The sequence below is a fragment of the Halobacillus sp. AWM4_238 genome (assembly GCF_056158265.1).
This window is the reverse complement of sequence record NZ_JBSWSY010000002.1, coordinates 3,176,045-3,202,640: the sequence shown is the minus strand read 5'-3', so window position 1 is coordinate 3,202,640 and position 26,596 is coordinate 3,176,045. Positions and strand designations below refer to the sequence as shown.

The window sequence follows — 26,596 nt, the reverse complement described above, 5'->3', positions numbered from 1 at the left end:
TCCTTGCTTAACTAATCCGATTGAAATGAGAAGATTGCTTCGAAGGTCTTTTTCGTATGATACCAAATCCATTCGTAAACCTCGTTGACTTCTGTCAGTTCGCCAGAATAAGCCCGAAGATTGTTGCGGTCAAGCTCATCACCCGGTTCCACTTGTTCAGAAGAATCATTGAGGATGTCTCCATTGATCAGGGTGATATCTCCATCGACCTTCCCATCAATTCTCAAATCTCCATTTCTAACGACAAGATCGCCTTCAACCGTAACCCCTTCAGGGACAATGACCGTATGATCTCGTATTTCCAGATTCTCTTGCTTGGAAACCGTCACTTGTTGGTCCTGATTCCATTCGGTGAATATGCCACCAAACATCAATATGAAAAAGACGGCAGCAGCTGTGAGCAAAGGATGCTTCTGAAGCTTACGGATATAGTTCTTCCTTTTTTTCTCTTTTGGCAGATTCGCCATCACATTGGCAGTAAAACGTGGCGGCGCAGAAACAGGTGTCGTATTCTTAATCAGTGTCGTCGTCCTTTTTAATTCATGAAAGTGGTTCTGACAGGATTGGCAGCTTTGTAAATGATCTCTCAGTCGTCTCTCTTCTTCTTTATATAATTCTCCATCTAAATACTTATGCATGAGTTCAATTGCTTCTCTCTTGCAATTCATTCCCTCTCAACTCCTTCACACATGTCGAAGCCTTTTTCTTAAAGCCTCTCTACCTCGATGGACCCTCGTCTTGACTGTTCCCACAGGAATATCGAGAACTTCCGCGATCTCTTGAAGAGCAAGCTCATCTAAATATCGAAGCACGATTACACTACGATATTTGGGCGGCAGCGCTAGTATTTCCTTGTGAATGTACGTCTGCAATTCAAGACTTTCCACTTCTTCTTCAGGGAGAGCTTGATCTGCAGCTAGTTGCGAATACATGTCTAACCCTTCCGTCCCCTTCACTTCTGCATCCAGATGATAGTCAGGCTTTTTTTTACGGATCCGGTCGATCGACAAGTTCGTTGCTATCCGATACAGCCAAGTTGAGAATTTCCTTTTCTCATCAAAGGTATGGAGGTTTGTGTAGGCTCTGATAAAAGCTTCCTGAGCCAGATCTTCAGCTTCATACGAGTTCCCAACCATTCGCAGGCAAATATGAAAAACTTTGTTCTGATAAAAAGATACAATGTCTTCAAATGCGGATTGGTTCCCTTTTTTTACCTCTTTTATTTTTTGCTTAATCATGGTTTCCATCTACTATACCTCCGCTATACGTGCGGTCGATAACCTTTACGGATGACCTCGCCTCAAAGTTTCATAAATTTGATATTTTTTAGCTAATATAAGTTTAACTTTTTTTAGTATCGGTTATAAAGCTGTAAATGTAAAAAATTTCTTAGGAGGATAAAAAAATGACGCAAGTGACCGCTTTGAAGAAGGAAATCGAAGCTTGTCGTGGGGAAATGATTCGTTTAGCCGGTCTCCATCAATTAAGCTCGCCAGAAGTCGTACGAATCAGTGTAAAACTGGATCGCTTGTTGAATGAATACGATGAAATAACCTATAAAAAACAGCAACCCACCTTGCAAAAAGCGGGTTACTGCTAGAGTTGTCCATTTTATTTTAAGCTCTCACCAAATAGAGAACCCATTAAACCTACCGCTACGCTAGCGGTTTTATTTTTTTCATCGAGAATCGGATTCACTTCTACGAATTCCGCGGATGTGATCATTCCTGATTGATGAAGCATCTCCATGGCAAGATGGCTCTCACGATAGCTTAAACCACCCATAACAGGGGTTCCCACGCCAGGGGCTTCATTAGGGTCCAGTCCATCAAGGTCCAGACTTAAATGAACACCATCCGTACGGTCCTTCAAGTAATCAACCGTCTCCTCCATCACTTGTGTCATTCCCATACGATCAACTTCGTGCATGGTATAAACTTTGATACCCTTCTCTTCAATAAGGACTCTTTCTCCTTCATCTAAAGAACGAGCTCCAATAATCACGATATTTTCTGGTTTAATCTTCGGCTCATAATCATGAATGCTGGTCAGTTTCTCATGGCCGACCCCCAAACTTACAGCAAGCGGCATCCCATGAATGTTTCCAGATGGAGAGCTGTCGGCTGTGTTTAAATCACCATGAGCATCGTACCAGATGACTCCGAGATTCTCATAATGTTTCGCAACTCCCGCAAGAGTCCCCATTGCGATACTATGATCTCCCCCAAGCACAAGTGGGAAACGCTTATTTTCTACAACTTCATCAACCGCTTTAGCAAGTCGGCGGCTTCCTTCAGCGATTTCATTTAAGTTACGTAAGTTATCCTGCTTCTCATCTGTATTGTGTTTCGGACGAGGAATCTCAATGTCCCCTAGATCTTCAATGTTATATTTCAATTGCTCTAGACGTTCAACCATACCTGCATAACGAATAGCACTCGGTCCCATATCTACGCCTCGACGCATCTGTCCAAGATCCATAGGTACACCGATAACTGAAAGCTGTTTATTCATCAAAGTTCCTCCTTTTTTCTCTACTTATCATTGTATCCGTTTTTCCTAGAATGACTCAACTGGACATGTTTGTGCATATATATACGAGATAGAGTATGAAAACGTATGTAATCATGCATGTTTACAAGGTTCAGTATATTTTTCCATATATTAGTCGGTCGTTTGTGCGTGAAAAACAATCGCATTCTACTTCCATCTTTACTTGGATGGAGGTCGATAAACAAGCAATATCCTACATCGATTCTTACCACCGACAGAATGGTGGATAAGAGCTCAGATGAACAAAAAAACCTGACATCAAAGTTGATGTCAGGTTCATAGAGTGGAGCCTAGCGGGATCGAACCGCTGACCTCCTGCGTGCAAAGCAGGCGCTCTCCCAGCTGAGCTAAGGCCCCATATGGAGCGGGAGACGGGATTCGAACCCGCGACCCCCACCTTGGCAAGGTGGTGTTCTACCACTGAACTACTCCCGCATATAAAATTGAAAGATGAGCCATGAAGGATTCGAACCTTCGACCCTCTGATTAAAAGTCAGATGCTCTACCAGCTGAGCTAATGGCTCATATGAAAACATAATGCTCATTATTTTGTAAGCAATGTGCTCGTTACGTTGATAGATTTCTCGGTGAAGCATACGCTCCTCGCAAAGCCTACAAGGAAGAAGATTCAATGAGGTTTACGCCTTCTCTACCAGATGAGCTAATGGCTCACATTATTATATCCAGTATAACATCTTTTAGAAAATGGCTGGGCCAGCTGGATTCGAACCAGCGCATGACGGTACCAAAAACCGTTGCCTTACCGCTTGGCTATGGCCCAACAGTTACAAAAATAGTATGAACCATCTAAAGATCATTATACAAGGAATGTTAATTTTCATAAAAAATAGCTGATCAAGGATGTCAGCCGTTATAGTCAAAGAAAAAAATGGTGGAGGGAGTAGGACTCGAACCTACGAACCCGATGGGAGCGGATTTACAGTCCGCCGCGTTTGGCCAACTTCGCTATCCCTCCACTTTGACTAAATAAGTGGTGCCGGCCAGAGGACTTGAACCCCCAACCTACTGATTACAAATCAGTTGCTCTGCCAGTTGAGCTAGGCCGGCATATGAAATTAATGGTGGAGGATGCAGGGTTCGAACCTGCGACCCCTTGCTTGTAAGGCAAGTGCTCTCCCAGCTGAGCTAATCCTCCGATAAGTGGTGACCCGTACGGGATTCGAACCCGTGTTACCGCCGTGAAAGGGCGGTGTCTTAACCACTTGACCAACGGGCCATGTGCATGTTTGTTTCTCAGAGCTTCCAGCCGGATTTGAACCGGCGACCCCTTCCTTACCATGGAAGTGCTCTACCACTGAGCTATGGAAGCAAGTGGCTCCAACGGTAGGATTCGAACCTACGACCGATCGGTTAACAGCCGATTGCTCTACCACTGAGCTACGTTGGAATAATGTCATTCATCAAAAGCATTAATAAGGAAAGAGAATCAATGTGGCGGCGTCCTACTCTCACGGGGGTAAACCCGACTACCATCGGCGCTGAAGAGCTTAACTGCTGTGTTCGGCATGGGAACAGGTGTGACCTCTTCGCCTTCACCACCACATCAATATAAAGTTTGAGGTAAACCCTCAAAACTGGATAAGGAAACATCTTTTTTGAAAAAGAAACACTTTTCACGACTGATTGAAATCAGATAGATAAGTCATCGATCCATTAGTATCCGTCAGCTCCACGTGTCACCACGCTTCCACCTCGGACCTATCAACCTCATCGTCTCTGAGGGATCTTATTACCTTATAGGTAAGGGAAATCTCATCTCAAGGGGGGCTTCATGCTTAGATGCTTTCAGCACTTATCCCGACCACACGTAGCTACCCAGCGATGCTCCTGGCGGAACAACTGGTACACCAGCGGTGTGTCCATCCCGGTCCTCTCGTACTAAGGACAGCTCCTTTCAAATTTCCAACGCCCACGACGGATAGGGACCGAACTGTCTCACGACGTTCTGAACCCAGCTCGCGTACCGCTTTAATGGGCGAACAGCCCAACCCTTGGGACCGACTACAGCCCCAGGATGCGATGAGCCGACATCGAGGTGCCAAACCTCCCCGTCGATGTGGACTCTTGGGGGAGATAAGCCTGTTATCCCCGGGGTAGCTTTTATCCGTTGAGCGACGGCCCTTCCATGCGGAACCGCCGGATCACTAAGCCCGACTTTCGTCCCTGCTCGACTTGTAGGTCTCGCAGTCAAGCTCCCTTGTGCCTTTACACTCTGCGAATGATTTCCAACCATTCTGAGGGAACCTTTGGGCGCCTCCGTTACCTTTTGGGAGGCGACCGCCCCAGTCAAACTGCCCACCTGACACTGTCTCCGGACCGGATCACGGTCCTGGGTTAGAATGTCCGTACAGCCAGGGTAGTATCCCACCAGCGCCTCCACCGAAGCTAGCGCTCCGGCTTCCAAGGCTCCTACCTATCCTGTACAAGCTGTACCAACATTCAATATCAGGCTACAGTAAAGCTCCACGGGGTCTTTCCGTCCTGTCGCGGGTAATGTGCATCTTCACACATAGTATAATTTCACCGGGTCTCTCGTTGAGACAGTGCCCAAGTCGTTGCACCTTTCGTGCGGGTCGGAACTTACCCGACAAGGAATTTCGCTACCTTAGGACCGTTATAGTTACGGCCGCCGTTTACTGGGGCTTCGGTTCAACGCTTCGCATAAGCTAACGCATCCCCTTAACCTTCCAGCACCGGGCAGGTGTCAGCCCCTATACTTCGCCTTACGGCTTCGCAGAGACCTGTGTTTTTGGTAAACAGTCGCTTGGGCCTTTTCACTGCGGCTCCTCGGCAGAGGAGCACCCCTTCTCCCGAAGTTACGGGGTCATTTTGCCGAGTTCCTTAACGAGAGTTCTCCCGCTCACCTTAGGATCCTCTCCTCGCCTACCTGTGTCGGTTTGCGGTACGGGCACCTCTTTCCTCACTAGAGGATTTTCTTGGCAGTGTGAACTCAGGAGCTTCGGTACTTTATTTCCCTCCCCATCACAGCTTGACGTTGCCGGACGGATTTGCCTATCCGACCGTCTCACTGCTTGGACGCGCACATCCAGTGGCGCGCTCTCCTTATCCTCCTGCGTCCCCCCGTCGTTCAAACGGAAAGGAGGTGGTACAGGAATATCAACCTGTTGTCCATCGCCTACGCCTTTCGGCCTCGGCTTAGGTCCCGACTAACCCTGAGAGGACGAGCCTTCCTCAGGAAACCTTAGGCATTCGGTGAAAGAGATTCTCACTCTTTTTTCGCTACTCATACCGGCATTCTCACTTCTAAGCGCTCCACCAGTCCTTACGGTCTGACTTCACGGCCCTTAGAACGCTCTCCTACCACTGATCATAAGATCAATCCGCAGCTTCGGTGGTGTGTTTAGCCCCGGTACATTTTCGGCGCAGAGTCACTCGACCAGTGAGCTATTACGCACTCTTTGAATGATGGCTGCTTCTAAGCCAACATCCTGGTTGTCTAAGCAACTCCACATCCTTTTCCACTTAACACACACTTTGGGACCTTAGCTGGCGGTCTGGGCTGTTTCCCTCTCGACCATGAACCTTATCACCCACGGTCTGACTCCCAGAACAAAGTCTATGGCATTCGGAGTTTGACTGAATTCGGTAACCCGATAGGGGCCCCTCGTCCAATCAGTGCTCTACCTCCATGACTTTCTATTCTGAGGCTAGCCCTAAAGCTATTTCGGAGAGAACCAGCTATCTCCGTGTTCGATTGGCATTTCACCCCTACCCACACCTCATCCCCGTAATTTTCAACTTACGTGGGTTCGGGCCTCCAGTCAGTGTTACCTGACCTTCACCCTGGACATGGGTAGATCACACGGTTTCGGGTCTACGACCGCATACTCACTCGCCCTATTCAGACTCGCTTTCGCTGCGGCTCCGCTTCTACTGCTTAACCTCGCATACGGTCGTAACTCGCCGGTTCATTCTACAAAAGGCACGCCGTCACCCATTAACGGGCTCCGACTACTTGTAGGCACACGGTTTCAGGTTCTCTTTCACTCCCCTTCCGGGGTGCTTTTCACCTTTCCCTCACGGTACTGGTTCACTATCGGTCACTAGGGAGTATTTAGCCTTGGGAGATGGTCCTCCCGGATTCCGACGGAATTCCTCGTGTTCCGCCGTACTCAGGATCCACTCCGGAGGGAGAAAGATTTCGACTACAGGGCTGTTACCTGCTCTGGCTGACCTTTCCAGGTCGATTCGTCTATCTTCCTCCTTGATAACTCCAATGGAGTGTCCTACAACCCCAGAAAGCAAGCTTTCTGGTTTGGGCTGATTCCGTTTCGCTCGCCGCTACTCAGGAAATCGCGTTTGCTTTCTCTTCCTCCGGGTACTTAGATGTTTCAGTTCCCCGGGTGTGCCTGCCTATACCTATGTATTCAGTATAGGATACTGTTCCATTACGAACAGTGGGTTTCCCCATTCGGAAATCTCCGGGTCAAAGCCTACTTACGGCTCGCCGGAGCATATCGGTGTTAGTCCCGTCCTTCATCGGCTCCTAGTACCAAGGCATCCACCGTGCGCCCTTATTCACTTAACTATCGTCGTGAAAAGACGTTTACAATTTCAATTAGATGTCTTGTCATCAAATGTCTCATCGTTAGATGAATACAATGATTCCTTATCCAGTTTTCAAGGTTCACGCCCTTATTCAGGGTTGAATATAAAACACAAAATGATTTCTTGTGTTTTGGTGTAACATTTAAATGGTGGAGCCTAGCGGGATCGAACCGCTGACCTCCTGCGTGCAAAGCAGGCGCTCTCCCAGCTGAGCTAAGGCCCCTTTTTGAATGGTGGGCCTGAGTGGACTTGAACCACCGACCTCACGCTTATCAGGCGTGCGCTCTGACCAACTGAGCTACAGGCCCATCCAATTAAAGGAAGATCATATTTTCATAGTTTGATCTCTCAAAACTGAACAACCAACACAGTACGTTTCCGTTATATCCTTAGAAAGGAGGTGATCCAGCCGCACCTTCCGATACGGCTACCTTGTTACGACTTCACCCCAATCATTGGCCCCACCTTCGGCGGCTGGCTCCAAAAAGGTTACCTCACCGACTTCGGGTGTTGCCAACTCTCGTGGTGTGACGGGCGGTGTGTACAAGGCCCGGGAACGTATTCACCGCGGCATGCTGATCCGCGATTACTAGCGATTCCGGCTTCATGCAGGCGAGTTGCAGCCTGCAATCCGAACTGAGAATGGTTTTATGGGATTTGCTACACCTCGCGGCTTCGCTGCCCTTTGTACCATCCATTGTAGCACGTGTGTAGCCCAGGTCATAAGGGGCATGATGATTTGACGTCATCCCCGCCTTCCTCCGGTTTGTCACCGGCAGTCACCTTAGAGTGCCCAACTAAATGCTGGCAACTAAGATTAGGGGTTGCGCTCGTTGCGGGACTTAACCCAACATCTCACGACACGAGCTGACGACAACCATGCACCACCTGTCACTTGGTCCCCGAAGGGAAAGCCCTATCTCTAGGGTTGTCCAAGGATGTCAAGACCTGGTAAGGTTCTTCGCGTTGCTTCGAATTAAACCACATGCTCCACCGCTTGTGCGGGCCCCCGTCAATTCCTTTGAGTTTCAGCCTTGCGGCCGTACTCCCCAGGCGGAGTGCTTAATGCGTTAACTTCAGCACTAAGGGGTGGAAGCCCCCTAACACCTAGCACTCATCGTTTACGGCGTGGACTACCAGGGTATCTAATCCTGTTTGCTACCCACGCTTTCGCACCTCAGCGTCAGAAACAGACCAGAGAGTCGCCTTCGCCACTGGTGTTCCTCCACATATCTACGCATTTCACCGCTACACGTGGAATTCCACTCTCCTCTTCTGTCCTCAAGTTCCCCAGTTTCCAATGACCCTCCACGGTTGAGCCGTGGGCTTTCACATCAGACTTAAGGAACCGCCTGCGCGCGCTTTACGCCCAATAATTCCGGACAACGCTTGCCCCCTACGTATTACCGCGGCTGCTGGCACGTAGTTAGCCGGGGCTTCCTCGTTAGGTACCGTCAAGGTACCGTTCTATTCGCACGGTACTTGTTCTTCCCTAACAACAGAACTTTACGATCCGAAGACCTTCATCGTTCACGCGGCGTTGCTCCGTCAGACTTTCGTCCATTGCGGAAGATTCCCTACTGCTGCCTCCCGTAGGAGTCTGGGCCGTGTCTCAGTCCCAGTGTGGCCGATCACCCTCTCAGGTCGGCTACGCATCGTCGCCTTGGTGAGCCGTTACCTCACCAACTAGCTAATGCGCCGCGGGCCCATCTGTAAGTGATAGCAAGAAGCCATCTTTCAACTTTCCTTCATGCGAAAGAAAGTATTACCCGGCATTAGCCCCGGTTTCCCGGGGTTATTCCGATCTTACAGGCAGGTTGCCCACGTGTTACTCACCCGTCCGCCGCTCGTTCCACGAGCTTCACCCCGAAGGGATCCACTCGCTTCCCGCGCTCGACTTGCATGTATTAGGCACGCCGCCAGCGTTCGTCCTGAGCCAGGATCAAACTCTCCATAAAAGTTAAGTTTGACTTGCTCATTTGCACACCGAATGTGCTTGTTTCAAATTTCTTCTATAAAGAAGAAATGTTTTGACGTACTGGTTGGTTCGTTCAGTTTTCAAAGATCAAATTTCTATCCAGCCGCTTCATCAGCGACTTTACTAGTTTATCACTTTCAGTTGTTTGTGTCAACAACTTTTTTGTGAAGTTTTTTTGATGTCGTTTTGGCGACATTTAATAATTTATCATGTCTGCCTTGCAGTGTCAATAACTTTCTCGAAAGAATTTTTGTTAGTTTCTGCTGCGTTGTTTTGTTTTCCGACAACGTTTAATAATATAGCATAGACTAAAAAAGAAAAGCAATGGTTTTTTTGAAATTCATTTAAAAAAGTTATATTAAAAAGAAAGAGCACATAAGAAAAGCCCTGATAATCATTCAGGGCTCACTAGTGTATCTTTAATATTATGGATAAGCTGAAGTGAGTAAAGCATTAATTTTGTTTCTTCTTCCTCGGCATATATTGTAGACATTCTTCTCTCGTTGCAAATCTCCGGAAGATTTGAAAAAGAACTTCATACCTTTCTTCCATCGCTCTTTTTAGTCCTTGGTCGATTCTGTGGTCTCCTAGGTCAAACGTGATCTCTTCCATCTCTCTTTTTAACAAATACTCAATTTCACGACGTTCCTGTTCATTAATCATTAAACCATGCACCTTAAAGGACCTCCCTTAAACAACTCTCTTTATTTTTACCCTAATTCTTGTGTTTTTAGCATAGGTTGTCCTTTTTTTCATATGTATAGAACATATTGGAAGGAAGGTGAATCGTGCAATGAGTTTCTACACTTGGAAAATTGAGCGGATCAAACGCTATGGAGTTGTAGTAGCTTTAGCCTTTTTTTGCGCCCTCTTCTTGTGGATCGGACAGTGGAGTCAACTCCCCGTCTTTTCAAATGAAGGAGAACCTCGCGCTTTGACACAAGGAAGCGATAAAAATTCGTACGTTGCACTGACATTTAATATAAGCTGGGGGACAGAAAAAGTTCACGACGTTTTGAAGCAGCTGGAAGCCAACCAGGCCCAGGCGACTTTTTTTCTTAGTGGGGAATGGGCCGAGCGTCACCCTGATATCGTCAAAGCCATTCATGAGGGGAAGCATGAAATTGGGATGATGGGATACAAATACGAAAGTTACCTTGAACAAAAGCCTGCACAAGTGAAACAAGACATGAATCATGCCAGAGAGGCATTTAAAAAGTTAGGTTTTGAAGAAATCAAATGGATCCGGCCTCCCCATGGCCATATGAACAAAGAGGTTTTGAAAATGATTGAAAAGGAAGGGATGCAAGCCGTTCAATGGAGCATTAATCCTCGAGACTGGGAAAATCCAGGTACGAACACCATCATTGATACCGTCCTTAATGAAGGTTCAGAAGGAGATATCATACTGATGCATGCATCTGACTCGGTGAAGCAAACGGCGAAAGCCCTGGAAGTCATCTTGCCGGGTTTGAAACAAAAAGGATTGAAACTCGTAAACATTTCTGAACTTGTCAGTGGTGGAGAATCAGAAACCACTCAAATTCAATAGCCCAACAAAAAAAAACCACCGCTCTTTCGTTGCGGTGGTTTTTTTTTTAGGCAGCTTTTTCAGATGTGTTTGTTATACGGTGAAGTAAAATTAATTGGTAAGCATTACAGATGAACAAAGGAATAATCATCAGCCATACATAATCACTACCCTGGGCTCTCAAGGCCGGCACCCATTCTACACTCGTGACAACGACCATAAAAAACAGAGCAGGAATGAAGGCGTGCCACTTTGTTTCCTTTGCTTTTATATAAGCAACGATTATGGAAAGAACAAGGAGACCTAAGGCTGTCCATAAAAAGGGCCATATGGTTGCGCCTTCTGCGGCCTGATACCTGAAGTACACAAGATCAAATAGCGTAAAGACGATCAAGAACAGTTGAACCGGGGTCCATAGAGAACGAAAGATCCCTTTTCCAAACTGATTGACTGTAAGATAGGCGAAAAAACCCATTTGACTAATGATGCTGAATATAAATCCTAGCCCAGCAAAAAATAACAGCAAGCCGAAGAGCTCAAAAAATTGGAACGGGTTTAGCACTTCAGCATAAGAATCATATTTAAAAATAAAACTGATGATCAACGTCGTCAAACCGCCGATCCATAAGGTCGTTAAAAACAACCTTACCCATTTACGACTATTCACGAAATTTCCCCCTACTATGCAAAAGACTATACCACCGTATTTTACCACGAAGTCGAGCTTTTTTCCTCCGCTCCTCGTATAAATTCTGCCGAATCGCAGATAGTAAACGTAAGGAGAACTTAAGAAAGGGGACATGCAAAATGTCCAAACTCCGATTCTTATGTCCCGTCCTACTTCTTGTACTTCTGGCTGCCTGTAACGGCGCAACAAGTGCGAGTGAACAGACGGATTATGATACAACGAAAAAAATGATCGTTGATATTCTGAAATCGGACGACGGGAAGAAAGCGATGACTGAAGTTCTTTCAGATGAGAAAATGCAGCAACAGATGGCTCTTGAGTCAGAGGTTGTTTCGCAAGCTGTCCAAAAGACGCTCATTTCTGAAGAAGGAAAAGCTTTCTGGAGTAAGTTGTTCTCCGATCCGAAGTTCGTCCAAGAGTTCAGCAAAGTCCTTGAAGATCAGCAGAAAAAGCTGATGAAAGGATTGATGAAAGATGCTGAGTACCAAAAATTGATGATTGAGCTTTATAAAAACCCTGAAATGATGAAGGAAATGGTTACCGTCATGGAAGGGCAGCAATTCCGTGCACACCTGCAAAAAACAATAGAAGAGACTTTGAACAGTCCGGTTTTCCAAGCCAAGATGAGTGAAACCTTATTGAAAGCAGCGGAAAAAATGCAGAGCGGCAGCGGTGGTAAATCTGATTCCTCCGGTGAAGGAGGAGAAAGTAGCAGTGAAGAACAATCAGGCAGTGGTGGTAGCGGTGAAGGTGAAAAAGGCCAGCAAAGCTAACCACAGGCCAAAAAAACACGCACTTCTTAGAGAAGTGCGTGTTTTATATTAATACTTATCAATCACTTTAGCAGCCATATTACGGTAAATGACACCAATCGGATGATCCGCCTGATACACAGATGGTGCGAAGACTTCCTCTTCTTCGTAAGGCTGTTGAAGCGGCACATGTCCGAGAACTCCGGTTTGCAGTGTTTCTGCAAGCTTCACGCCGCCTCCTCTTCCGAAGACGAATTCTTTGTTCCCTGTCTCTTTACTTTCAAAATACGCCATGTTTTCAACGACACCAAGAATTTCGTGTTCTGTTTTCAAAGCCATTTGACCTGCACGTGCAGCTACGAAAGCAGCGGTAGGGTGCGGAGTCGTAACGATGATTTCTTTAGAAGACGGAAGCATGGAGTGTACGTCCAATGCTACATCACCGGTTCCTGGTGGGAGATCGAGAAGAAGGTAATCGAGATCTCCCCATTCTACTTCTTTGAAAAAGCTCGTCAGCATTTTGCCAAGCATAGGTCCTCGCCAGATGATCGGAGAGTTATCTTCCACAAAGAAGCCCATTGATACGAGCTTAACCCCAAACCGTTCGACAGGAATAATCTTCTCCCCGCGAACGACTGGGCGTTCTTCTACACCCATCATATCAGGCACGCTGAATCCGTAAATATCCGCATCAATAATTCCGACTTTCTTGCCCAGGCGTGTTAAAGCTACAGCAAGGTTGACGGTGACTGTAGATTTACCAACGCCCCCTTTACCACTAGCGATGGAGATGAACTTCGTCCCTGTATTTCCACCTAGAAGAGAGGCTTCTTGCTCCTGCTCCGCTTCAGGTTGGAACCTTTGAAGCACTTCATCTGGAAGCTGGTCGAAACGTAACCCAACCGTCGCTGCTCCACCGCTTTTCAGTGCATTGACAATCTTCTGCTGCAATTCCATCTGTTCAGCAGTATTTGTCTTTCCGATCAGGATTTTCACGCTGACATGATTCTTATCTTCTTTAATTTTTATCTCTTCAACCCCACCGGTTTCTTCCAACGTTTTATGTAAAAACGGGTCTTCGATTGAATGGAGGATTTCTAGTACTTTTCCTTCTGTCAACAAGCCGGTTCACCATCCTTAGAAAAATGTTTCACTACGGCTAGTATAACATATATGAAACGCTTTCTAAGTGATTTGCTTCAATCAGTCTTCAGAAGGAAGCTCTCTTTCTGTGACATACCGGAGCACACCCTGGTAAATGGATGCTGACATTTTCCGTTGGTAATTATCATCTTTTAACAATTCACGTTCCTCGGGGTTCGATAAAAACCCACCTTCCACTAAGACACCTGGGGCTTTTGAATGCTTAAGAATATAGATGTTGGACAATCCAAAAGCTCCACGATCCGTATTCCCCATATTCTCCTTGATTTCGGTTTGAATGAACTTGGCCAAGGTTTTACTTTCTTCATTTTTCGGATAGTAAAAGGTCTGGGCCCCGCTCCATTTTTCAGATGGAATGGCATTCAAATGTAAACTGATGTATAAATCCGCTTCTTTTTCTTCAATGTACTGAACCCTGTTCCGTACATCTTCCGCCTGCCTGCGCCGCGCCTTTTCCGCCTCATCTGATGCGAGATCATTGTCGTCATCACGGGTGAGGTACACGAGTGCACCTGCTTGCTGCAAATAATCACGGAGGTATTCGGCCATTTTCAATGTAATGACTTTTTCTTCCGTACCATCTTTGCCAGAAGCACCAGCATCAGGTCCCCCATGTCCTGGATCCAAAACGATCACTTTTCCAGATAAAGGGGACGACCATACCGTCCATGCATCTTTTGCTTCCTGAATCGGGTAGGATACAGCGCACACCAGTACAATCACCCCTGCTAACCATAAAAATGTCTTCAACCTAGGTTTTCGCATGCCTCACACTCCCTTATACTCCTCCCTCTTTCACTATATGGGACAAGATAGACAAATATGTAAAGGCACGACTTTTTCAGCAAGGAGAACAGCATACAATGGATTGTTTCATTCCATTCATACGTACAATCGAATACGGTTCCTGGAGGGATCCAGCGTATAGATGACCTCTTCCCTTTCCTCGACGGAAGCTCCCATTTGCTGTAACCTCTTCACTGCTTCCTTCCTTGCATGGGCTTGAGGAAAATGAATATCAAACCATTTCAATCCTGCTTCCTGAGGCTCCGGAGCAGGGGCCTCCAACCCTTTCCATGTGTTGAGTCCAATATGATGATGGTACCTTGCCGATGATATAAACAAGGCTTGATCACCAAGGCGGCTGACTACATCAAAACCCAACCCGTCACAATAAAACTGCTTCGCTTTTTCCAGATCAGATACATGAAGATGGATGTGCCCCATGACCGTACGAGCAGGAAAGCCCATCCATCCGGTGTTGGTTTCAAAACGGAACAACTTCTCAAAATCCAACGGGTCAACGGTCATCTTCACCTCATCTCCTGACCATTCCCATAATGAGGACGGCCGATCGATATAAACTTCCATACCATTTCCATCAGGGTCATAAAAGTAGATCGCTTCACTAACGAGATGATCAGCCGAAGCCACCTGAATGTTGTTGTTGATTAAACGTTTGACCAAATCAGCAAGGTCTACCTTTTCTGGCAATAGCAGAGCAAAGTGATAAAGACCCGTTGCTTTTCTATTTGGTGGTACAAGATCCTTATCTTCCTCAAGAACAAGCAGCGGATTTCCATCCCTACCTGATAAGTATGTAACACCACTGGATTGCTTCCATATTTGAAAACCGATGATGTCCTTGTAAAATTCCAACGATCGCTTTAGATCCATAACTTTTAATGTGACCTGTGTGACATGGGTGTTTTCTTTTTCATGAAAAAGCATGTGAATCCCTCCATGTGTAAATCTTTTCCCTCAGTATAGCGGAATAAAAAAAGGACAAACATTTATATGCTTTGAAGTATGCCTGACACGACAGATTGCCCCTCCACGAATGAAAAATCCATCATTAAAAAACAAAAAAAGACTCCCAACCGAGTCGGTTGAGAGTCTTTTGTATAAGCATCGATTAACGCTTGGAGAATTGTGGAGCGCGACGAGCACCTTTAAGACCGTATTTCTTACGCTCTTTCATACGTGCGTCACGAGTCAATAGACCAGCGCGTTTCAATGGTGTACGGTATTCAGGATCCGCTTTTAGCAAAGCACGAGCGATTCCGTGACGGATCGCACCTGCTTGTCCTGTGAATCCACCACCATCTACGTTTACATATACATCATAGTTACCTTCTGTTTCCGTAACAGCTAGAGGCTGTTTCAGAATCATACGAAGGGTTTCGTATGGGAAAAAGTCTTCAGCATCACGTTTGTTTACTACTACACGACCAGTTCCTGGAACGAGACGTACACGAGCTGTTGAGCTCTTACGACGACCAGTACCTGTGTATTGTACTTGTGCCACTAAGATTACCTCCTTTGATTATCCGCGAAGTTCGTAAACTTCTGGTTTTTGTGCTTCATGTTTGTGTTCAGCGCCAGCGTACACATGAAGTTTCTTGCCCATCTTACGTCCAAGACTTCCTTTTGGAAGCATCCCTTTAACAGCAAGCTCTAGCATTTGCTCAGGGTATTTCGTACGCATTTCGTTAGCCGTACGGGATTTCAAACCACCCACGTGGTTAGAGTGACGATAATAGATCTTATCGTTGATTTTGTTTCCTGTAAGTTGGATCTCACCAGCGTTGATGATGATGACGTGGTCACCTGTGTCAACGTGTGGTGTGTATGTTGGTTTATTTTTACCGCGAAGGATCGCAGCAACTTCGCTCGCTAAACGGCCGAGTGTTTGCCCTGCAGCATCCACAACATACCATTTACGTTCAACGTTGTTTTCATTTGCCATGAAAGTTGTGCGCATATCGGTTTCCCTCCTGAAATGATTGATTTCTCATAGACTTCGTTACTACTTTATCATTTATCTCAAATACGATTAGTTTTCCGGGGCTAATCGTGGTATAGAAATAAAATGCCATAGAATATAATATAACACCTTGTAACTATATGTCAAGGGCATGCACACCTGGATTCGTTGTTTTTTTAAACAAAGACGTGCGACTTTCTTCAGGTCAAACGCTTCTAGTAAAACACATTCCATAAAAATAACCCTTGTGGTGGTGCTGTCTTCCCTGCTTCATTACGGTTTCTCGCTTCTATGATCCGTTTTAAATCTCCGGGGTTACGTTCGTTTCTACCGATCTCTAACAACGTTCCTACTAGGATTCGCACCATATTATAAAGGAAGCCTGAACCTCGGAAGACAAATAAAATGTCGTCTCCCTCTTTTGTAACCTCCGCTTTATAAATCGTCCGAACCTTGGTTCCTTTGATATCTGTCTTTGGTGAGCAAAAAGAGGTGAAATCATGCTCTCCCTCAAGGTGCCTGCACGCTTCTTGCATACGGGTGATATCAAGCTCAGCCCGGACGTGGTGAGTATAATGACGCCGGAAAAGGTCAGGCTCATGAGCATTATGCACATAATAGCGGTACTCTTTCCCCTTCGTATCATACCTGGCATGAAAATCATCAGGAACCTGATCAGCAGAGACGACCTGAACGTCATCCGGAAGAAGCGAGTCCAGTGCTCTCTTCCAATTAGCTTTAGGGATGTGTAGAGGAGTATCAAAGTGAATCACCTGACCGATCGCATGAACACGTGCATCCGTACGTCCAGAAGCGACCACTTTCACGTTCTCCCCTTTATGCATTTTTTTTAATGCTTTTTCAAGCTCTGCCTGGATTGTATTCCCATTGGGCTGAACTTGATAGCCGGCGTAATTCGTCCCATCATAACGGATGACCATTCGCATTCTTTTCATAAAACGTTCCTCCCCGTCAGCTTCTCGTCATGAATAGCGCGATAACCAATAGAGCAAACAGGACATACAAAGAAATATCAAGCTTTGATATCTTCAGTTCCCTCAACTTCGTACGTCCTTCCCCACCTTGATAACCACGCGCTTCCATCGCCATAGCGAGCTCCTCTGCACGTTTGAATGCACTCACGAACAAAGGGACTAGGAGAGGCACAATCGCCTTCACACGGTCTTTTAACGCTCCTGTACGAAAGTCCACACCCCTGGAGGCTTGTGCTTTGGAGATTTTCTCGGTCTCCTGCATCAATGTTGGAATGAAACGGAGGGAGATCGACATCATCAACGCCAGTTCATGGACCGGGAACTTCACTTTTTTCAATGGACCCAACAGCTCCTCGATGGCGTCTGTAATTTCAATGGGCGTTGTCGTCAAAGTGAGCAGAGAGGTCACAAGGATAAGGAGGAAGAACCTTAACGAGATAGCTCCCCCTGAACGAGGCCTTCTCTATAAACATCCCAGCCAAAAATAGAAAAAGCGACGTCCCCTTCCCTCGTAACAAACAAGTGAAGGAGGAACGTAAACACAATGAGGAACCATACCGGTTTCAAACCTTTCATGATGTACTGGAAAGGCACACGGGAAAGCAAGGCGCTTCCAACTGCAAAGAGAGCAAGGACCCCATAGCTCATAACAGAGTTAGCAAAAAATACGATCACAACATAAAAGAATATGATAGCGATTTTCGAACGAGGGTCAAGGCGGTGGATCACGGAATCTGTCGGGATATACTGTCCGATAATTAAAGAGCTACTCATGATCGCTGCCCCCTCTCACTTTATGGGCTAATTCTTTTGCTAACTCCGCTATCGTCTGTCCATGGTATTCCATGTGAAGGCCATACTCTTTCTCCGCTTTACTTAAAAAGGAGATGACTTCCGGTACATCCAACTGGACTTGCTCAAGGTCTTCCTTCTGGCGAAAGATCTCCAAAGGCGTCCCTTCTTTGTACAGTTCCCCATGGTTCATAATCAGAATGTAGTCAGCGTAGGCAAGAGCATCCTCCATACTATGAGTAACAAGGATGGTTGTCAGACCCTTATCATGATGAAGGTCATAAAACATGTCCATCACTTCTCTTTGGCCGCTAGGATCAAGGCCTGCCGTCGGTTCATCCAGAACAAGAACTTCAGGGTTCATCGCAAGCACACCAGATATAGCCACCCGGCGCATCTGCCCCCCACTTAAGTCGAATGGTGAACGGTCGAGCAAGTCTTCAGGAAGTTTTGTCGCCTTAACGGCCGCTTTCGTTCGTTGCTCGATTTCTTCCTGAGAAACACCAAAGTTCTGGGGGCCGAAGGCGATGTCTTTCGCAACGGTTTCCTCGAACAACTGGTGCTCTGGGTATTGGAATACAACGCCGACTTTTTCACGAAGCTCTCTCAAGTGCTTGTTTTTCACACCGGCTTCGATCGTATAGTCACCCAGTTGTATTTTTCCTTCGGTTGGTTGTAACAGTCCGTTCAAATGTTGAATAAGTGTCGATTTCCCTGAACCTGTGTGACCGATAACAGCTACAAAAGATCCAGATTCAATAGAGAATGTCATATCATTCAGTGCTTTATGTTCGAATGGACTGTTCGGTTGATAGGTATAGCTTACGTTTTCAAACGAGATACGCATAAGTCCTCCAACAACTCCTGGTGATTGAGTGGCTCACGAGATAGGCTCAAACCTTCGTCTTTGAGGTAATCAGCCATTTTACTTACAAATGGAGTATCCAAGCCAATTTCAGTCAACTGTTCTTTTCTTGAAAATACGTCCCGAGGAGTCCCTTCCATCCAAACTTCCCCACCATTCATGACAATGACTCTGGAAGCCAATGTAACTTCTTCAAGGTCATGGGTGATGGTCACTAAAGACAGGTCTCTTTCCTGCTGAACGTCGCTGACGGTTTTCATGATTTCTTTTCTGCCTTTGGGATCAAGCATGGCAGTTGCTTCATCAAGAATGATAAATTCAGGGGATACAGCAAGAACGCTCGCGATTGCAATGCGCTGCTTCTGGCCTCCCGATAGCCGGTGCGGTTCATGTCTCTCGTATGCTTCCATACGGACAGCTTTCAGGCTTTCTTTAATACGCTCAACCATAAGCTCGCGAGGCATCCCGTGGTTTTCCATTCCGAACGCAACATCATCCCTGACGGTCGTCCCTACAAACTGGTTATCTGGATTTTGAAAAACCATCCCGACCTGTTTTCTTACTTCCCATACCGTCCCAGGTGTCACTTTCATTCCATTGACGATAATTTCCCCTTCTTGAGGAAATAAAAGTCCATTCATTAACTTAGCAATCGTGGATTTGCCCGAGCCATTATGACCAATGATGGCCACCCACTCATCCGGACCTATGGTGAAGCTCACATCCTTCAGCACCCAGGGCATGTCATCCTGGTATTTAAAAGACACATGACGAAACTCGACTTGTCTCTCTCCCATCTGTGTTCCTCCTCTGCTCAACTGACTATTTCCCAGGAAATACGACATCATTTCCTATCAACCGAGGGATGGATCAACAAAGTGTCGAATCCATCCATACGGTGTCTATCTTCTATTTGAATATAAAAAAAGGGCTGGATGTAACCTCGCGATGAGATTCAGTCCTGCCCTTTTACCCTCATGGTATTCATTAAACTAGTTCAATGATCGCCATTTTCGCTCCATCACCTTTACGCTCGCCTAGCTTAAGCACGCGAGTGTAACCACCTTGACGGTCTTCATAGCGTGGGCCGATGTCAGAGAATAGCTTTTGCAAAGCTGTTTGCTCTCCTTCTTCGTCCGCTTTCGCATTGTAAAGGAATGATTCAGCTTGACGACGGGCATGTAGATCGCCGCGTTTCCCTAGTGTAATCATTTTTTCTACAACAGATTTAAGCTCTTTCGCTTTAGCTTCTGTTGTTTCCAAACGTTCGTGAATGATCAAGTCTGTCGCTAAGTTACGAAGTAGCGCCATACGCTGATCTGTTGTACGTCCTAGTTTTCTAGCCATTGATAATCCCTCCCTTATCTGAATCTCTTAGATGTGTTCTATTAATTAATCGTCTTTTCTTAAACCTAAGCCCAGTTCGTCCAACTTGTGCTTCACTTCTTCAAGTGACTTGCGACCAAGGTTACGTACCTTCATCATGTCTTCTTCAGACTTATTCGCAAGTTCCTGCACTGTGTTGATACCAGCGCGTTTCAAGCAATTGTATGAACGGACAGAAAGGTCAAGTTCTTCGATTGTCATTTCTAGAACTTTTTCTTTTTGGTCCTCTTCTTTTTCAACCATGATTTCAGCTTTTTGAGCTTCATCTGTAAGGCCTACGAAGATGTTGAGGTGTTCCATATAGATTTTAGCGCCAAGAGAGATCGCTTCTTCCGGACGAATGCTGCCATCCGTCCAAACATCCAACGTCAATTTATCAAAGTTCGATGTTTGACCGATTCTAGTGTTCTCTACTTGATACGTCACACGGGATACAGGCGTAAAGATAGAGTCAACTGGAATAACGCCGATCGGTTGATCCTCATGGTTGTTTCCTTCAGCCGGACGATATCCTCGGCCGCGTTCTGCTGTAATACGTGCACGGAAGCTGGAGTTGCTATCTAATGTTGCGATGTGAAGATCTGGATTAAGAACTTCTACATCACTGTCGTGCGTAATGTCAGCCGCTGTAACTTTTCCTTCACCCTGTACATCAATCTCCAAAGTCTTTTCTTCGTCAGAATAAACCTTCAAAGCTAGTTTCTTTAGATTCAGAATGACAGTGGTTACGTCTTCGACGACACCTTCAATCGTTGAAAACTCATGAAGAACCCCGTCAATTTGAACTGATGTGACAGCAGAGCCGGGAAGTGAGGATAATAGGATACGACGCAAGGAGTTCCCTAGAGTTGTACCATACCCACGCTCAAGCGGTTCTACGACGAACTTACCAAAAGTAGACTCATCGCTGATCTCGACCGTTTCAATCTTTGGCTTTTCAATTTCGATCATTTACACTAAACCCTCCTTCAAAACGTCGAAACCCCGGTTAGACAATAGGTCTAACCGAAATTCCTCAGGTAGGCAGTCCCGATAAAAAGACAACTGCATATTTTCTCTGTCTACTGTGTTGCTGATTAAAAGCTATCATAACCCATTATAGACAGGGTGACAAATTCTATTCAGAACTATTATACGCGACGACGTTTTGGTGGGCGGCAACCATTGTGTGGTACTGGAGTTACGTCACGGATTGCCGTAATTTCAAGACCTGCTGCTTGTAGAGAGCGGATCGCTGCTTCACGACCAGCACCAGGGCCTTTAACTGTTACTTCAAGAGTTTTCATACCGTTGTCCATAGCGTCTTTCGCTGCAGCTTCAGAAGCCATTTGAGCAGCGAATGGAGTAGATTTACGGGAACCTTTGAAACCAAGGGAACCAGCACTGCTCCAAGCAATAACGTTACCTTGAACATCAGTGATCGTTACGATTGTGTTGTTGAAAGTAGAGCGGATGTGTGCCACACCGGTCTCTATATTCTTTTTCACGCGACGCTTACGACTACGAGTGTTTCCTTTACGTGCCATATAGTTAGCTTACCTCCTTTGTGTTGCTTATTATTTACGTTTGTTAGCCACGGTACGACGTGGACCTTTACGAGTACGTGAGTTGTTTTTCGTCTTCTGTCCGCGAAGTGGAAGTCCACGACGGTGACGGATACCGCGGTAAGAACCGATCTCAATCAAACGCTTGATGTTTAGAGAGTTCTCACGACGAAGGTCACCTTCCGTGTTGTGTTGTTCCACTGCTTTACGGATTTTACCTAGTTCGTCTTCTGTAAGATCGCGAACGCGAGTGCTTTCAGAAACGCCAGCTTCAGCTAGTACGTCTTTGGCAAGGGATTTCCCGATACCGTAAACGTAAGTTAGGGATACGACTACTCGCTTGTCACGAGGAATATCTACACCTGCAATACGTGCCATAAGTTACGTGCACCTCCTTCAGTTTTAGCCTTGTTTTTGTTTATGCTTAGGGTTTTCACAGATAACCATGACTTTACCTTTACGTTTGATGACTTTGCATTTTTCGCAAATTGGTTTTACAGAAGGCCTTACCTTCATCATCCATACCTCCTTTAAGATCGGAGTTTTATTTATAACGGTACGTAATACGTCCTTTAGTTAAGTCATAAGGGGAAAGTTCTACCGTTACCTTGTCTCCTGGTAAGATTCGAATGAAGTGCATGCGAATTTTACCGGAAACGTGAGCTAGAACGGAATGACCGTTCTCGAGTTCAACCTTGAACTGTGCGTTCGGTAAGGTTTCAACGACGGTCCCTTCTACTTCAATTACATCGTCTTTCGCCATCGAGTTGATCTCCCTTCTTCAAATCAGTCACTGCTTCATTGACATATTTTGATACGGCAAATCGAAGCTTGCCATTTGTGACACGACCAGTTTCCAGAAGGCTGTCCTGGACTTCCGGAGAGATGAAATCCATAAGCTCAACATGTTGCAAATTCTTTTTCTTTGGTCGATCATACTTACGTTTCTCTCCGTCGGCAAGCAGCACAAAGCGGCCATCCAGTACATCGATTACTACCGCGTACTGTCCTGCCTCACGCCCCTGCACAATACGAACAATTTGACCTATTCGCGGACTCGACTCAGATTCGTTCAAAAACGATCACCTTCATTTAGGATTTTGTAAGGATTTCGTATCCTTCATCCGTAATTGCAATGGTGTGCTCAAAATGAGCGCACTTTTTGCCATCTTGAGTGACTACCGTCCAATGGTCACCGAGCGTCTTCACGTAGCGAGACCCTGCGTTCACCATCGGTTCTACAGCCAATACCATTCCAGGCTTAAGCCGTGGTCCTTTGTTAGGTGGGCCGTAATGAGGAATTTGAGGATCCTCATGAAGCTCCTGTCCTACTCCGTGTCCCACGTACTCCCTTACGATTGAAAAGCCCTCGGGCTCAACGAAGCTCTGGATTGCATGGGATATATTTGAAAGGCGTACACCTGGTTTTGCTTCATCAAGTCCTTTGAACAATGATTGTTCCGTTACTCTCAGCAGTTCCATGGTTTCATCATCGACGGTTCCGACCGGGTACGTCCAGGCCGAATCTCCGTGATAACCTTTATATTTGGCACCAATATCGATGCTGATGATATCACCTTCGTTCAATACCCTGTCTCCAGGAATACCATGAACGAGTTCTTCGTTGACAGATGCACAGATACTTCCACGGAATCCATTATAACCTTTAAAAGATGGGATTGCATCCATACTGCGTATGAATTCATCTGCAATCTTATCCAATTCTCCAGTTGTTATACCTGGTTGGATATATTGTTCCAACTTTTGGTGCGTCAAGGCGACAATTCGCCCTGCTTCACGCATGATATCTAATTCCCGTGGAGTCTTAGTTATAATCATTTAGCCAGTTCTCCCAGCTTTTGATCGATGTCTTGGAATACTTCGTTGATATCTTTGTCACCTTCGAATGATACCAAGTAGCCTTTCTCTTGGTAGAAATCAAGCAGAGGCTGCGATTGCTCGACATTGACCTCCAGGCGCTTTCTTACGGTATCAGGCTGATCGTCTTCGCGCTGAATCAACTCAGAGCCATCGTGATCACACTTCCCGTCTTCTTTCGGCGGGTTGAAGACCACGTGATAGGTAGCACCGCATGTCGGGCAGATGCGTCGTCCAGTAAGACGCTCGATGAGTTGCTCCTTAGGAACATCGATATGAAGAACATAGTCCAAAGACTCCTTCATATCAGTCAAGAGGTTCTCAAGGGCTTCTGCTTGGGCGATCGTCCTCGGAAATCCGTCTAATAGAAATCCTTTTTGACAATCGGGTTTACTAAGACGCTCGCGAACGATTCCGATGGTCACTTCATCGGGAACCAATTCACCTTTGTCCATATAGGATTTAGCTTCTTTGCCCAGTGCTGTTCCTTCTTTGATAGCTAATCGGAACATATCTCCAGTTGAGATATGAGGGATGTCATATTTTTCGACTATCTTCTCAGCCTGAGTACCTTTACCGGCACCAGGAAGACCCATCAGAATTAAATTCAACGTGTTCCCCTCGCTCTCATTTATACATTAGCTTTGATGCTAATTATTTAATGAATCCTTGATAATGGCGTTTCACAAGCTGACTTTCCAACTGCTTCATGATCTGCAGGGCAACCCCTACAACGATGAGCAATCCGGTTCCTCCAATTTGTATACTTGGTGGCAACTGAGCGGCAGAGCCCAAGATGATCGGTAGGATTGAGACAGCTGCAAGGAAGATGGATCCTACGAACGTCAATCGGTACATCACACGAGTCAAGTACGTTTCCGTATTGGCTCCAGGACGAATCCCTGGGATATACCCGCCTTGCTTCTTCAAGTTTTCAGCCATTTGTTCCGGGTTAACCTGAACAAAGGTGTAGAAGTAAGTGAAGGCGATAATCAACGCAACATAGATAATCATTCCAGGCCAGTTTTGATAATCAAATATATATTGAATGACAGAGGCGACTTCGCTGTTCTCAAAAAGGCCAGCGACGGTTCTCGGTGCGATGATGAAAGAAATCGCAAAGATTACCGGAATAACTCCTGCAGCATTCACTTTTAGTGGTAAGTGAGTCGAATGCCCACCTACTGGCGAACGGTTAACCAACCGTTTTGCATATTGAATAGGAATCTTACGAAGGGCTTGTTGGATGAAGATGACTCCCACAACAACCGCAACAATAACAAGTACAATCAGAGCGATGATGACCAAATTAATGAACAATTCTTCTCCAGCACCGGAAATGTATTGATCATACAACTGGTTTACTCCGTTCGGGATTGCAGCAACAATTCCTGCAAAAATCAGGATGGAAATACCATTTCCAACGCCGTGTTCAGTGATTTGCTCACCAAGCCACATAAGAAACGCTGTACCGCCTGTCAAGACAAGAGCAATGATAAAGAATTTAGTAACCCCTGGATCAGCAATCAATTGACCACCAGCCAGAGCGTTAAAACCAATAGACATACCAATGGCTTGAATGAAAGCGAGCACGATCGTTCCATAGCGGGTAAACTGAGCTAATTTTCGACGGCCGACTTCACCTTGCTTTTTCCATTCCGCAAACTTAGGAACAACGTCCATCTGCAACAATTGCATGATGATGGAGGCTGTAATGTAGGGCATGATCCCCATAGCAAAGATGGAGAAGTTTTGTAATGCCCCGCCTCCGAATGTGTTTAGAAATCCAAACGCATTCTGTTCATCCATGAAATTGATGGCTTCTCTATTTGTAAAAGGAACCGGGATGAATGTTCCCAGGCGAAAAACGATGAGCATCAACAAAGTGAAGATAATCTTCCGTCGAATATCACCCACGCGCATAAAATTGGAGATTGTCCGGAACATTAAATCACCTCAGTTTGACCGCCCGCTGCTTCAATTGCTTCTTTCGCGGAAGCAGAGAACTTGTGAGCTTTCACTGTAAGTTTCTTTTCGATTGAACCTTTAGCTAGTACTTTGATTCCGGCTTTTTGGTTACTTACCACACCAGACTCTAGCAATAGCTCAGGAGTAACCTCTGTGCCTTCTTCGAAACGATTTAGGGCATCAAGGTTGATAATCGCAAATTCCTTACGGTGAACGTTAGTGAAACCACGCTTAGGTAGGCGTTGGAATAGTGGCATTTGACCACCTTCGAAACCTGGGCGCGTCTTGCTTCCTGAACGCTGGCCTTGACCTTTGTGACCACGGCCGGAAGTTTTCCCGTTACCAGATGCCATACCACGACCTACGCGGTTACGTTCTTTACGAGTACCTTTAGCAGGTTTTAGTTCATGCAGTTTCATGCGTTGCACCTCCTTATATACTTTGTAGAATTAAACTTCTTTAACCGAAACTAGGTGAGACACCTTATTAGCCATACCTCGGATCGCTGGGTTATCTTCAAGTACGACAGTTTGACGGATCTTATTCAGACCTAGCGCCTTGACAGTAGAGCGCTGATCTTGCGGTCTACCAATAACACTGCGCGTGAGGGTAATTTCTAACTGTTTAGCCATTTTATTTCCCTCCTTATCCTACAGTTCTTCTACTGATTTACCACGAAGTTTAGCGACGTCTTCTGCACGCTTAAGCTCGCTAAGTCCAGTGATTGTAGCACGTACCATGTTGATTGGCGTGTTAGAACCAAGTGACTTAGATAGGATGTCTTGAACACCTGCAAGCTCAAGTACCGCACGGACAGGTCCACCAGCGATAACTCCAGTACCTTCTGCTGCTGGCTTCATAAGAATGTTACCTGCACCAAAACGGCCGTTGATTTCGTGTGGAATTGTCGTGTTCTTCACGGGTACTGTGATTAGATTTTTCTTAGCATCATCAATGGCTTTCTTGATCGCTTCCGGTACCTCTTGGGCTTTCCCTGTACCGAATCCGACATGACCATTTTTATCTCCTACTACAACCAAAGCAGCAAAACGGAAACGACGTCCACCTTTAACTACTTTAGCTACACGGTTGATGGTAACTACGCGTTCTTCAAGATCAAGTTTGTTAGGGTCGATGTTTGTAAT

29 protein-coding genes, 12 tRNA genes, 3 rRNA genes and 1 pseudogene are annotated in these 26,596 nt (G+C 45.9%); 3 read left to right on the top strand and 42 right to left on the bottom strand.

What is annotated here, in order from left to right; genetic code table 11:
• Positions 1–11 precede the first annotated feature (11 nt).
• Together ACXACN_RS16000 and sigW are read right to left on the bottom strand one after the other, a co-directional pair.
• The gene (locus ACXACN_RS16000; protein WP_474965748.1) at positions 12–668 is read right to left on the bottom strand and encodes a zf-HC2 domain-containing protein; all 657 of its coding nucleotides are present in this window, start codon (positions 666–668) and stop codon (positions 12–14) included.
• 15 nt (positions 669–683) lie between these two features.
• Positions 684–1,247, bottom strand: a complete 564-nt coding sequence (gene sigW, locus ACXACN_RS15995; protein ID WP_474965747.1) for an RNA polymerase sigma factor SigW — start codon at positions 1,245–1,247, stop codon at positions 684–686.
• 158 nt (positions 1,248–1,405) lie between these two features.
• Between sigW and ACXACN_RS15990 the strand changes: the two genes are divergently transcribed.
• Positions 1,406–1,600 carry a Spo0E family sporulation regulatory protein-aspartic acid phosphatase gene (locus tag ACXACN_RS15990; RefSeq protein WP_474965745.1) on the top strand — a complete coding sequence of 65 codons (195 nt, stop codon included), beginning with the start codon at positions 1,406–1,408 and terminating at the stop codon, positions 1,598–1,600.
• Between the two features lie 11 nt (positions 1,601–1,611).
• Here the strand turns inward: ACXACN_RS15990 and rocF are convergent, their stop codons facing one another.
• The 17 genes from rocF to ACXACN_RS15905 form a co-directional block, all read right to left on the bottom strand.
• On the bottom strand, positions 1,612–2,514 hold the full coding sequence (gene rocF / locus ACXACN_RS15985) for an arginase (protein ID WP_474965744.1): 903 nt from the start codon (positions 2,512–2,514) through the stop codon (positions 1,612–1,614).
• Positions 2,515–2,837: 323 nt separating this feature from the next.
• Positions 2,838–2,910: transfer RNA gene (locus tag ACXACN_RS15980), tRNA-Ala, on the bottom strand.
• Between the two features lie 3 nt (positions 2,911–2,913).
• Positions 2,914–2,988: transfer RNA gene (locus ACXACN_RS15975), tRNA-Gly, on the bottom strand.
• Between the two features lie 16 nt (positions 2,989–3,004).
• A tRNA-Lys gene (locus tag ACXACN_RS15970) sits at positions 3,005–3,077 on the bottom strand.
• A 182-nt stretch (positions 3,078–3,259) separates the two neighbouring features.
• Positions 3,260–3,334 (bottom strand) — tRNA-Gln (locus ACXACN_RS15965).
• Positions 3,335–3,443: 109 nt separating this feature from the next.
• Positions 3,444–3,529, bottom strand: a tRNA-Tyr gene (locus tag ACXACN_RS15960).
• 16 nt (positions 3,530–3,545) lie between these two features.
• Positions 3,546–3,621, bottom strand: a tRNA-Thr gene (locus ACXACN_RS15955).
• A gap of 12 nt (positions 3,622–3,633) precedes the next feature.
• Positions 3,634–3,709: transfer RNA gene (locus ACXACN_RS15950), tRNA-Val, on the bottom strand.
• A 6-nt stretch (positions 3,710–3,715) separates the two neighbouring features.
• Positions 3,716–3,790 (bottom strand) — tRNA-Glu (locus ACXACN_RS15945).
• 21 nt (positions 3,791–3,811) lie between these two features.
• Positions 3,812–3,883 (bottom strand) — tRNA-Thr (locus ACXACN_RS15940).
• A gap of 3 nt (positions 3,884–3,886) precedes the next feature.
• Positions 3,887–3,961 (bottom strand) — tRNA-Asn (locus ACXACN_RS15935).
• Positions 3,962–4,003: 42 nt separating this feature from the next.
• Positions 4,004–4,117 (bottom strand): 5S ribosomal RNA (gene rrf, locus ACXACN_RS15930).
• A gap of 90 nt (positions 4,118–4,207) precedes the next feature.
• Positions 4,208–7,123 (bottom strand): 23S ribosomal RNA (locus tag ACXACN_RS15925).
• 167 nt (positions 7,124–7,290) lie between these two features.
• Positions 7,291–7,366: transfer RNA gene (locus ACXACN_RS15920), tRNA-Ala, on the bottom strand.
• Between the two features lie 8 nt (positions 7,367–7,374).
• Positions 7,375–7,451, bottom strand: a tRNA-Ile gene (locus ACXACN_RS15915).
• 85 nt (positions 7,452–7,536) lie between these two features.
• Positions 7,537–9,101, bottom strand: a 16S ribosomal RNA gene (locus tag ACXACN_RS15910).
• Together the 16S, 23S and 5S rRNA genes with 12 tRNA genes alongside form the textbook arrangement of a ribosomal RNA operon.
• Before the next feature lie 473 nt (positions 9,102–9,574).
• Positions 9,575–9,796 (bottom strand): hypothetical protein, encoded by a 222-nt coding sequence (locus ACXACN_RS15905; RefSeq protein ID WP_089654407.1) that lies wholly within the window; start codon positions 9,794–9,796, stop codon positions 9,575–9,577.
• A 118-nt stretch (positions 9,797–9,914) separates the two neighbouring features.
• Here ACXACN_RS15905 and pdaB point away from each other — a divergent pair, with 118 nt between their 5' ends.
• Entirely contained in the window at positions 9,915–10,673 is a 759-nt protein-coding gene (pdaB, locus tag ACXACN_RS15900; RefSeq protein ID WP_474965743.1) for a polysaccharide deacetylase family sporulation protein PdaB, read from the top strand.
• Between the two features lie 46 nt (positions 10,674–10,719).
• Here pdaB and ACXACN_RS15895 read toward each other — a convergent pair whose 3' ends face one another.
• On the bottom strand, positions 10,720–11,319 hold the full coding sequence (locus ACXACN_RS15895; protein ID WP_474965741.1) for a KinB-signaling pathway activation protein: 600 nt from the start codon (positions 11,317–11,319) through the stop codon (positions 10,720–10,722).
• Positions 11,320–11,459: 140 nt separating this feature from the next.
• Here ACXACN_RS15895 and gerD point away from each other — a divergent pair, with 140 nt between their 5' ends.
• The gene (gerD, locus tag ACXACN_RS15890; RefSeq protein ID WP_474965740.1) at positions 11,460–12,113 is read left to right on the top strand and encodes a spore germination lipoprotein GerD; all 654 of its coding nucleotides are present in this window, start codon (positions 11,460–11,462) and stop codon (positions 12,111–12,113) included.
• A 48-nt stretch (positions 12,114–12,161) separates the two neighbouring features.
• On the opposite strand, the gene ACXACN_RS15885 is transcribed toward gerD, so the two are convergent.
• From ACXACN_RS15885 to rpsE, 22 genes and pseudogenes are all read right to left on the bottom strand, one after another.
• Positions 12,162–13,214, bottom strand: coding sequence for an Mrp/NBP35 family ATP-binding protein (locus ACXACN_RS15885; protein ID WP_474965739.1), 1,053 nt, complete (start codon positions 13,212–13,214; stop codon positions 12,162–12,164).
• A gap of 81 nt (positions 13,215–13,295) precedes the next feature.
• Positions 13,296–14,021: an N-acetylmuramoyl-L-alanine amidase CwlD gene (cwlD, locus tag ACXACN_RS15880; protein WP_474965737.1), complete on the bottom strand. Its 726-nt coding sequence runs from the start codon at positions 14,019–14,021 to the stop codon at positions 13,296–13,298.
• 117 nt (positions 14,022–14,138) lie between these two features.
• Positions 14,139–14,987 (bottom strand): VOC family protein, encoded by an 849-nt coding sequence (locus tag ACXACN_RS15875; protein ID WP_474965736.1) that lies wholly within the window; start codon positions 14,985–14,987, stop codon positions 14,139–14,141.
• A 184-nt stretch (positions 14,988–15,171) separates the two neighbouring features.
• Positions 15,172–15,564, bottom strand: a complete 393-nt coding sequence (rpsI, locus tag ACXACN_RS15870) for a 30S ribosomal protein S9 (RefSeq protein WP_474965735.1) — start codon at positions 15,562–15,564, stop codon at positions 15,172–15,174.
• Between the two features lie 18 nt (positions 15,565–15,582).
• Positions 15,583–16,020, bottom strand: a complete 438-nt coding sequence (rplM, locus tag ACXACN_RS15865) for a 50S ribosomal protein L13 (RefSeq protein ID WP_075038156.1) — start codon at positions 16,018–16,020, stop codon at positions 15,583–15,585.
• Positions 16,021–16,238: 218 nt separating this feature from the next.
• A complete protein-coding gene (gene truA, locus ACXACN_RS15860) occupies positions 16,239–16,979 on the bottom strand; it encodes a tRNA pseudouridine(38-40) synthase TruA (protein WP_474965733.1) in 741 nt (246 codons plus the stop codon).
• A 16-nt stretch (positions 16,980–16,995) separates the two neighbouring features.
• A pseudogene (locus ACXACN_RS15855) lies at positions 16,996–17,792 on the bottom strand (energy-coupling factor transporter transmembrane component T family protein).
• Positions 17,785–18,657, bottom strand: a complete 873-nt coding sequence (locus ACXACN_RS15850) for an energy-coupling factor ABC transporter ATP-binding protein (protein ID WP_474965731.1) — start codon at positions 18,655–18,657, stop codon at positions 17,785–17,787. The pseudogene ACXACN_RS15855 and the gene ACXACN_RS15850 overlap by 8 nt, the downstream one beginning before the upstream one ends.
• Positions 18,633–19,472 (bottom strand): energy-coupling factor ABC transporter ATP-binding protein, encoded by an 840-nt coding sequence (locus tag ACXACN_RS15845; RefSeq protein ID WP_474965730.1) that lies wholly within the window; start codon positions 19,470–19,472, stop codon positions 18,633–18,635. The genes ACXACN_RS15850 and ACXACN_RS15845 overlap by 25 nt, the downstream gene beginning before the upstream one ends.
• A 190-nt stretch (positions 19,473–19,662) precedes the next feature.
• Positions 19,663–20,022, bottom strand: a complete 360-nt coding sequence (gene rplQ / locus ACXACN_RS15840; RefSeq protein ID WP_474965728.1) for a 50S ribosomal protein L17 — start codon at positions 20,020–20,022, stop codon at positions 19,663–19,665.
• A 45-nt stretch (positions 20,023–20,067) separates the two neighbouring features.
• A complete protein-coding gene (locus ACXACN_RS15835; protein WP_089654419.1) occupies positions 20,068–21,012 on the bottom strand; it encodes a DNA-directed RNA polymerase subunit alpha in 945 nt (314 codons plus the stop codon).
• A gap of 179 nt (positions 21,013–21,191) precedes the next feature.
• The gene (gene rpsK, locus ACXACN_RS15830; protein WP_146818455.1) at positions 21,192–21,587 is read right to left on the bottom strand and encodes a 30S ribosomal protein S11; all 396 of its coding nucleotides are present in this window, start codon (positions 21,585–21,587) and stop codon (positions 21,192–21,194) included.
• Positions 21,588–21,617: 30 nt separating this feature from the next.
• Positions 21,618–21,983, bottom strand: coding sequence for a 30S ribosomal protein S13 (rpsM, locus tag ACXACN_RS15825; protein ID WP_146818457.1), 366 nt, complete (start codon positions 21,981–21,983; stop codon positions 21,618–21,620).
• A gap of 24 nt (positions 21,984–22,007) precedes the next feature.
• Positions 22,008–22,121, bottom strand: a complete 114-nt coding sequence (gene rpmJ, locus ACXACN_RS15820; RefSeq protein ID WP_002509257.1) for a 50S ribosomal protein L36 — start codon at positions 22,119–22,121, stop codon at positions 22,008–22,010.
• A gap of 28 nt (positions 22,122–22,149) precedes the next feature.
• Positions 22,150–22,368, bottom strand: a complete 219-nt coding sequence (infA, locus tag ACXACN_RS15815; protein ID WP_008636026.1) for a translation initiation factor IF-1 — start codon at positions 22,366–22,368, stop codon at positions 22,150–22,152.
• Positions 22,346–22,681 carry a KOW domain-containing RNA-binding protein gene (locus ACXACN_RS15810; RefSeq protein WP_035511657.1) on the bottom strand — a complete coding sequence of 112 codons (336 nt, stop codon included), beginning with the start codon at positions 22,679–22,681 and terminating at the stop codon, positions 22,346–22,348. The genes infA and ACXACN_RS15810 overlap by 23 nt, the downstream gene beginning before the upstream one ends.
• Positions 22,682–22,697: 16 nt before the next feature.
• On the bottom strand, positions 22,698–23,444 hold the full coding sequence (map, locus tag ACXACN_RS15805; protein WP_474965727.1) for a type I methionyl aminopeptidase: 747 nt from the start codon (positions 23,442–23,444) through the stop codon (positions 22,698–22,700).
• Positions 23,441–24,094: an adenylate kinase gene (locus ACXACN_RS15800; protein ID WP_474965726.1), complete on the bottom strand. Its 654-nt coding sequence runs from the start codon at positions 24,092–24,094 to the stop codon at positions 23,441–23,443. The genes map and ACXACN_RS15800 overlap by 4 nt, the downstream gene beginning before the upstream one ends.
• A gap of 43 nt (positions 24,095–24,137) precedes the next feature.
• Complete coding sequence (secY, locus tag ACXACN_RS15795) at positions 24,138–25,430, bottom strand: preprotein translocase subunit SecY (protein ID WP_474965724.1); 1,293 nt, start codon at positions 25,428–25,430, stop codon at positions 24,138–24,140.
• Entirely contained in the window at positions 25,430–25,870 is a 441-nt protein-coding gene (gene rplO / locus ACXACN_RS15790) for a 50S ribosomal protein L15 (RefSeq protein WP_089654425.1), read from the bottom strand. Before rplO ends, secY begins: the two co-directional genes overlap by 1 nt.
• 30 nt (positions 25,871–25,900) lie before the next feature.
• Positions 25,901–26,083 (bottom strand): 50S ribosomal protein L30, encoded by a 183-nt coding sequence (gene rpmD, locus ACXACN_RS15785; protein ID WP_089654426.1) that lies wholly within the window; start codon positions 26,081–26,083, stop codon positions 25,901–25,903.
• 18 nt (positions 26,084–26,101) lie between these two features.
• Complete coding sequence (gene rpsE / locus ACXACN_RS15780; RefSeq protein WP_326315280.1) at positions 26,102–26,596, bottom strand: 30S ribosomal protein S5; 495 nt, start codon at positions 26,594–26,596, stop codon at positions 26,102–26,104.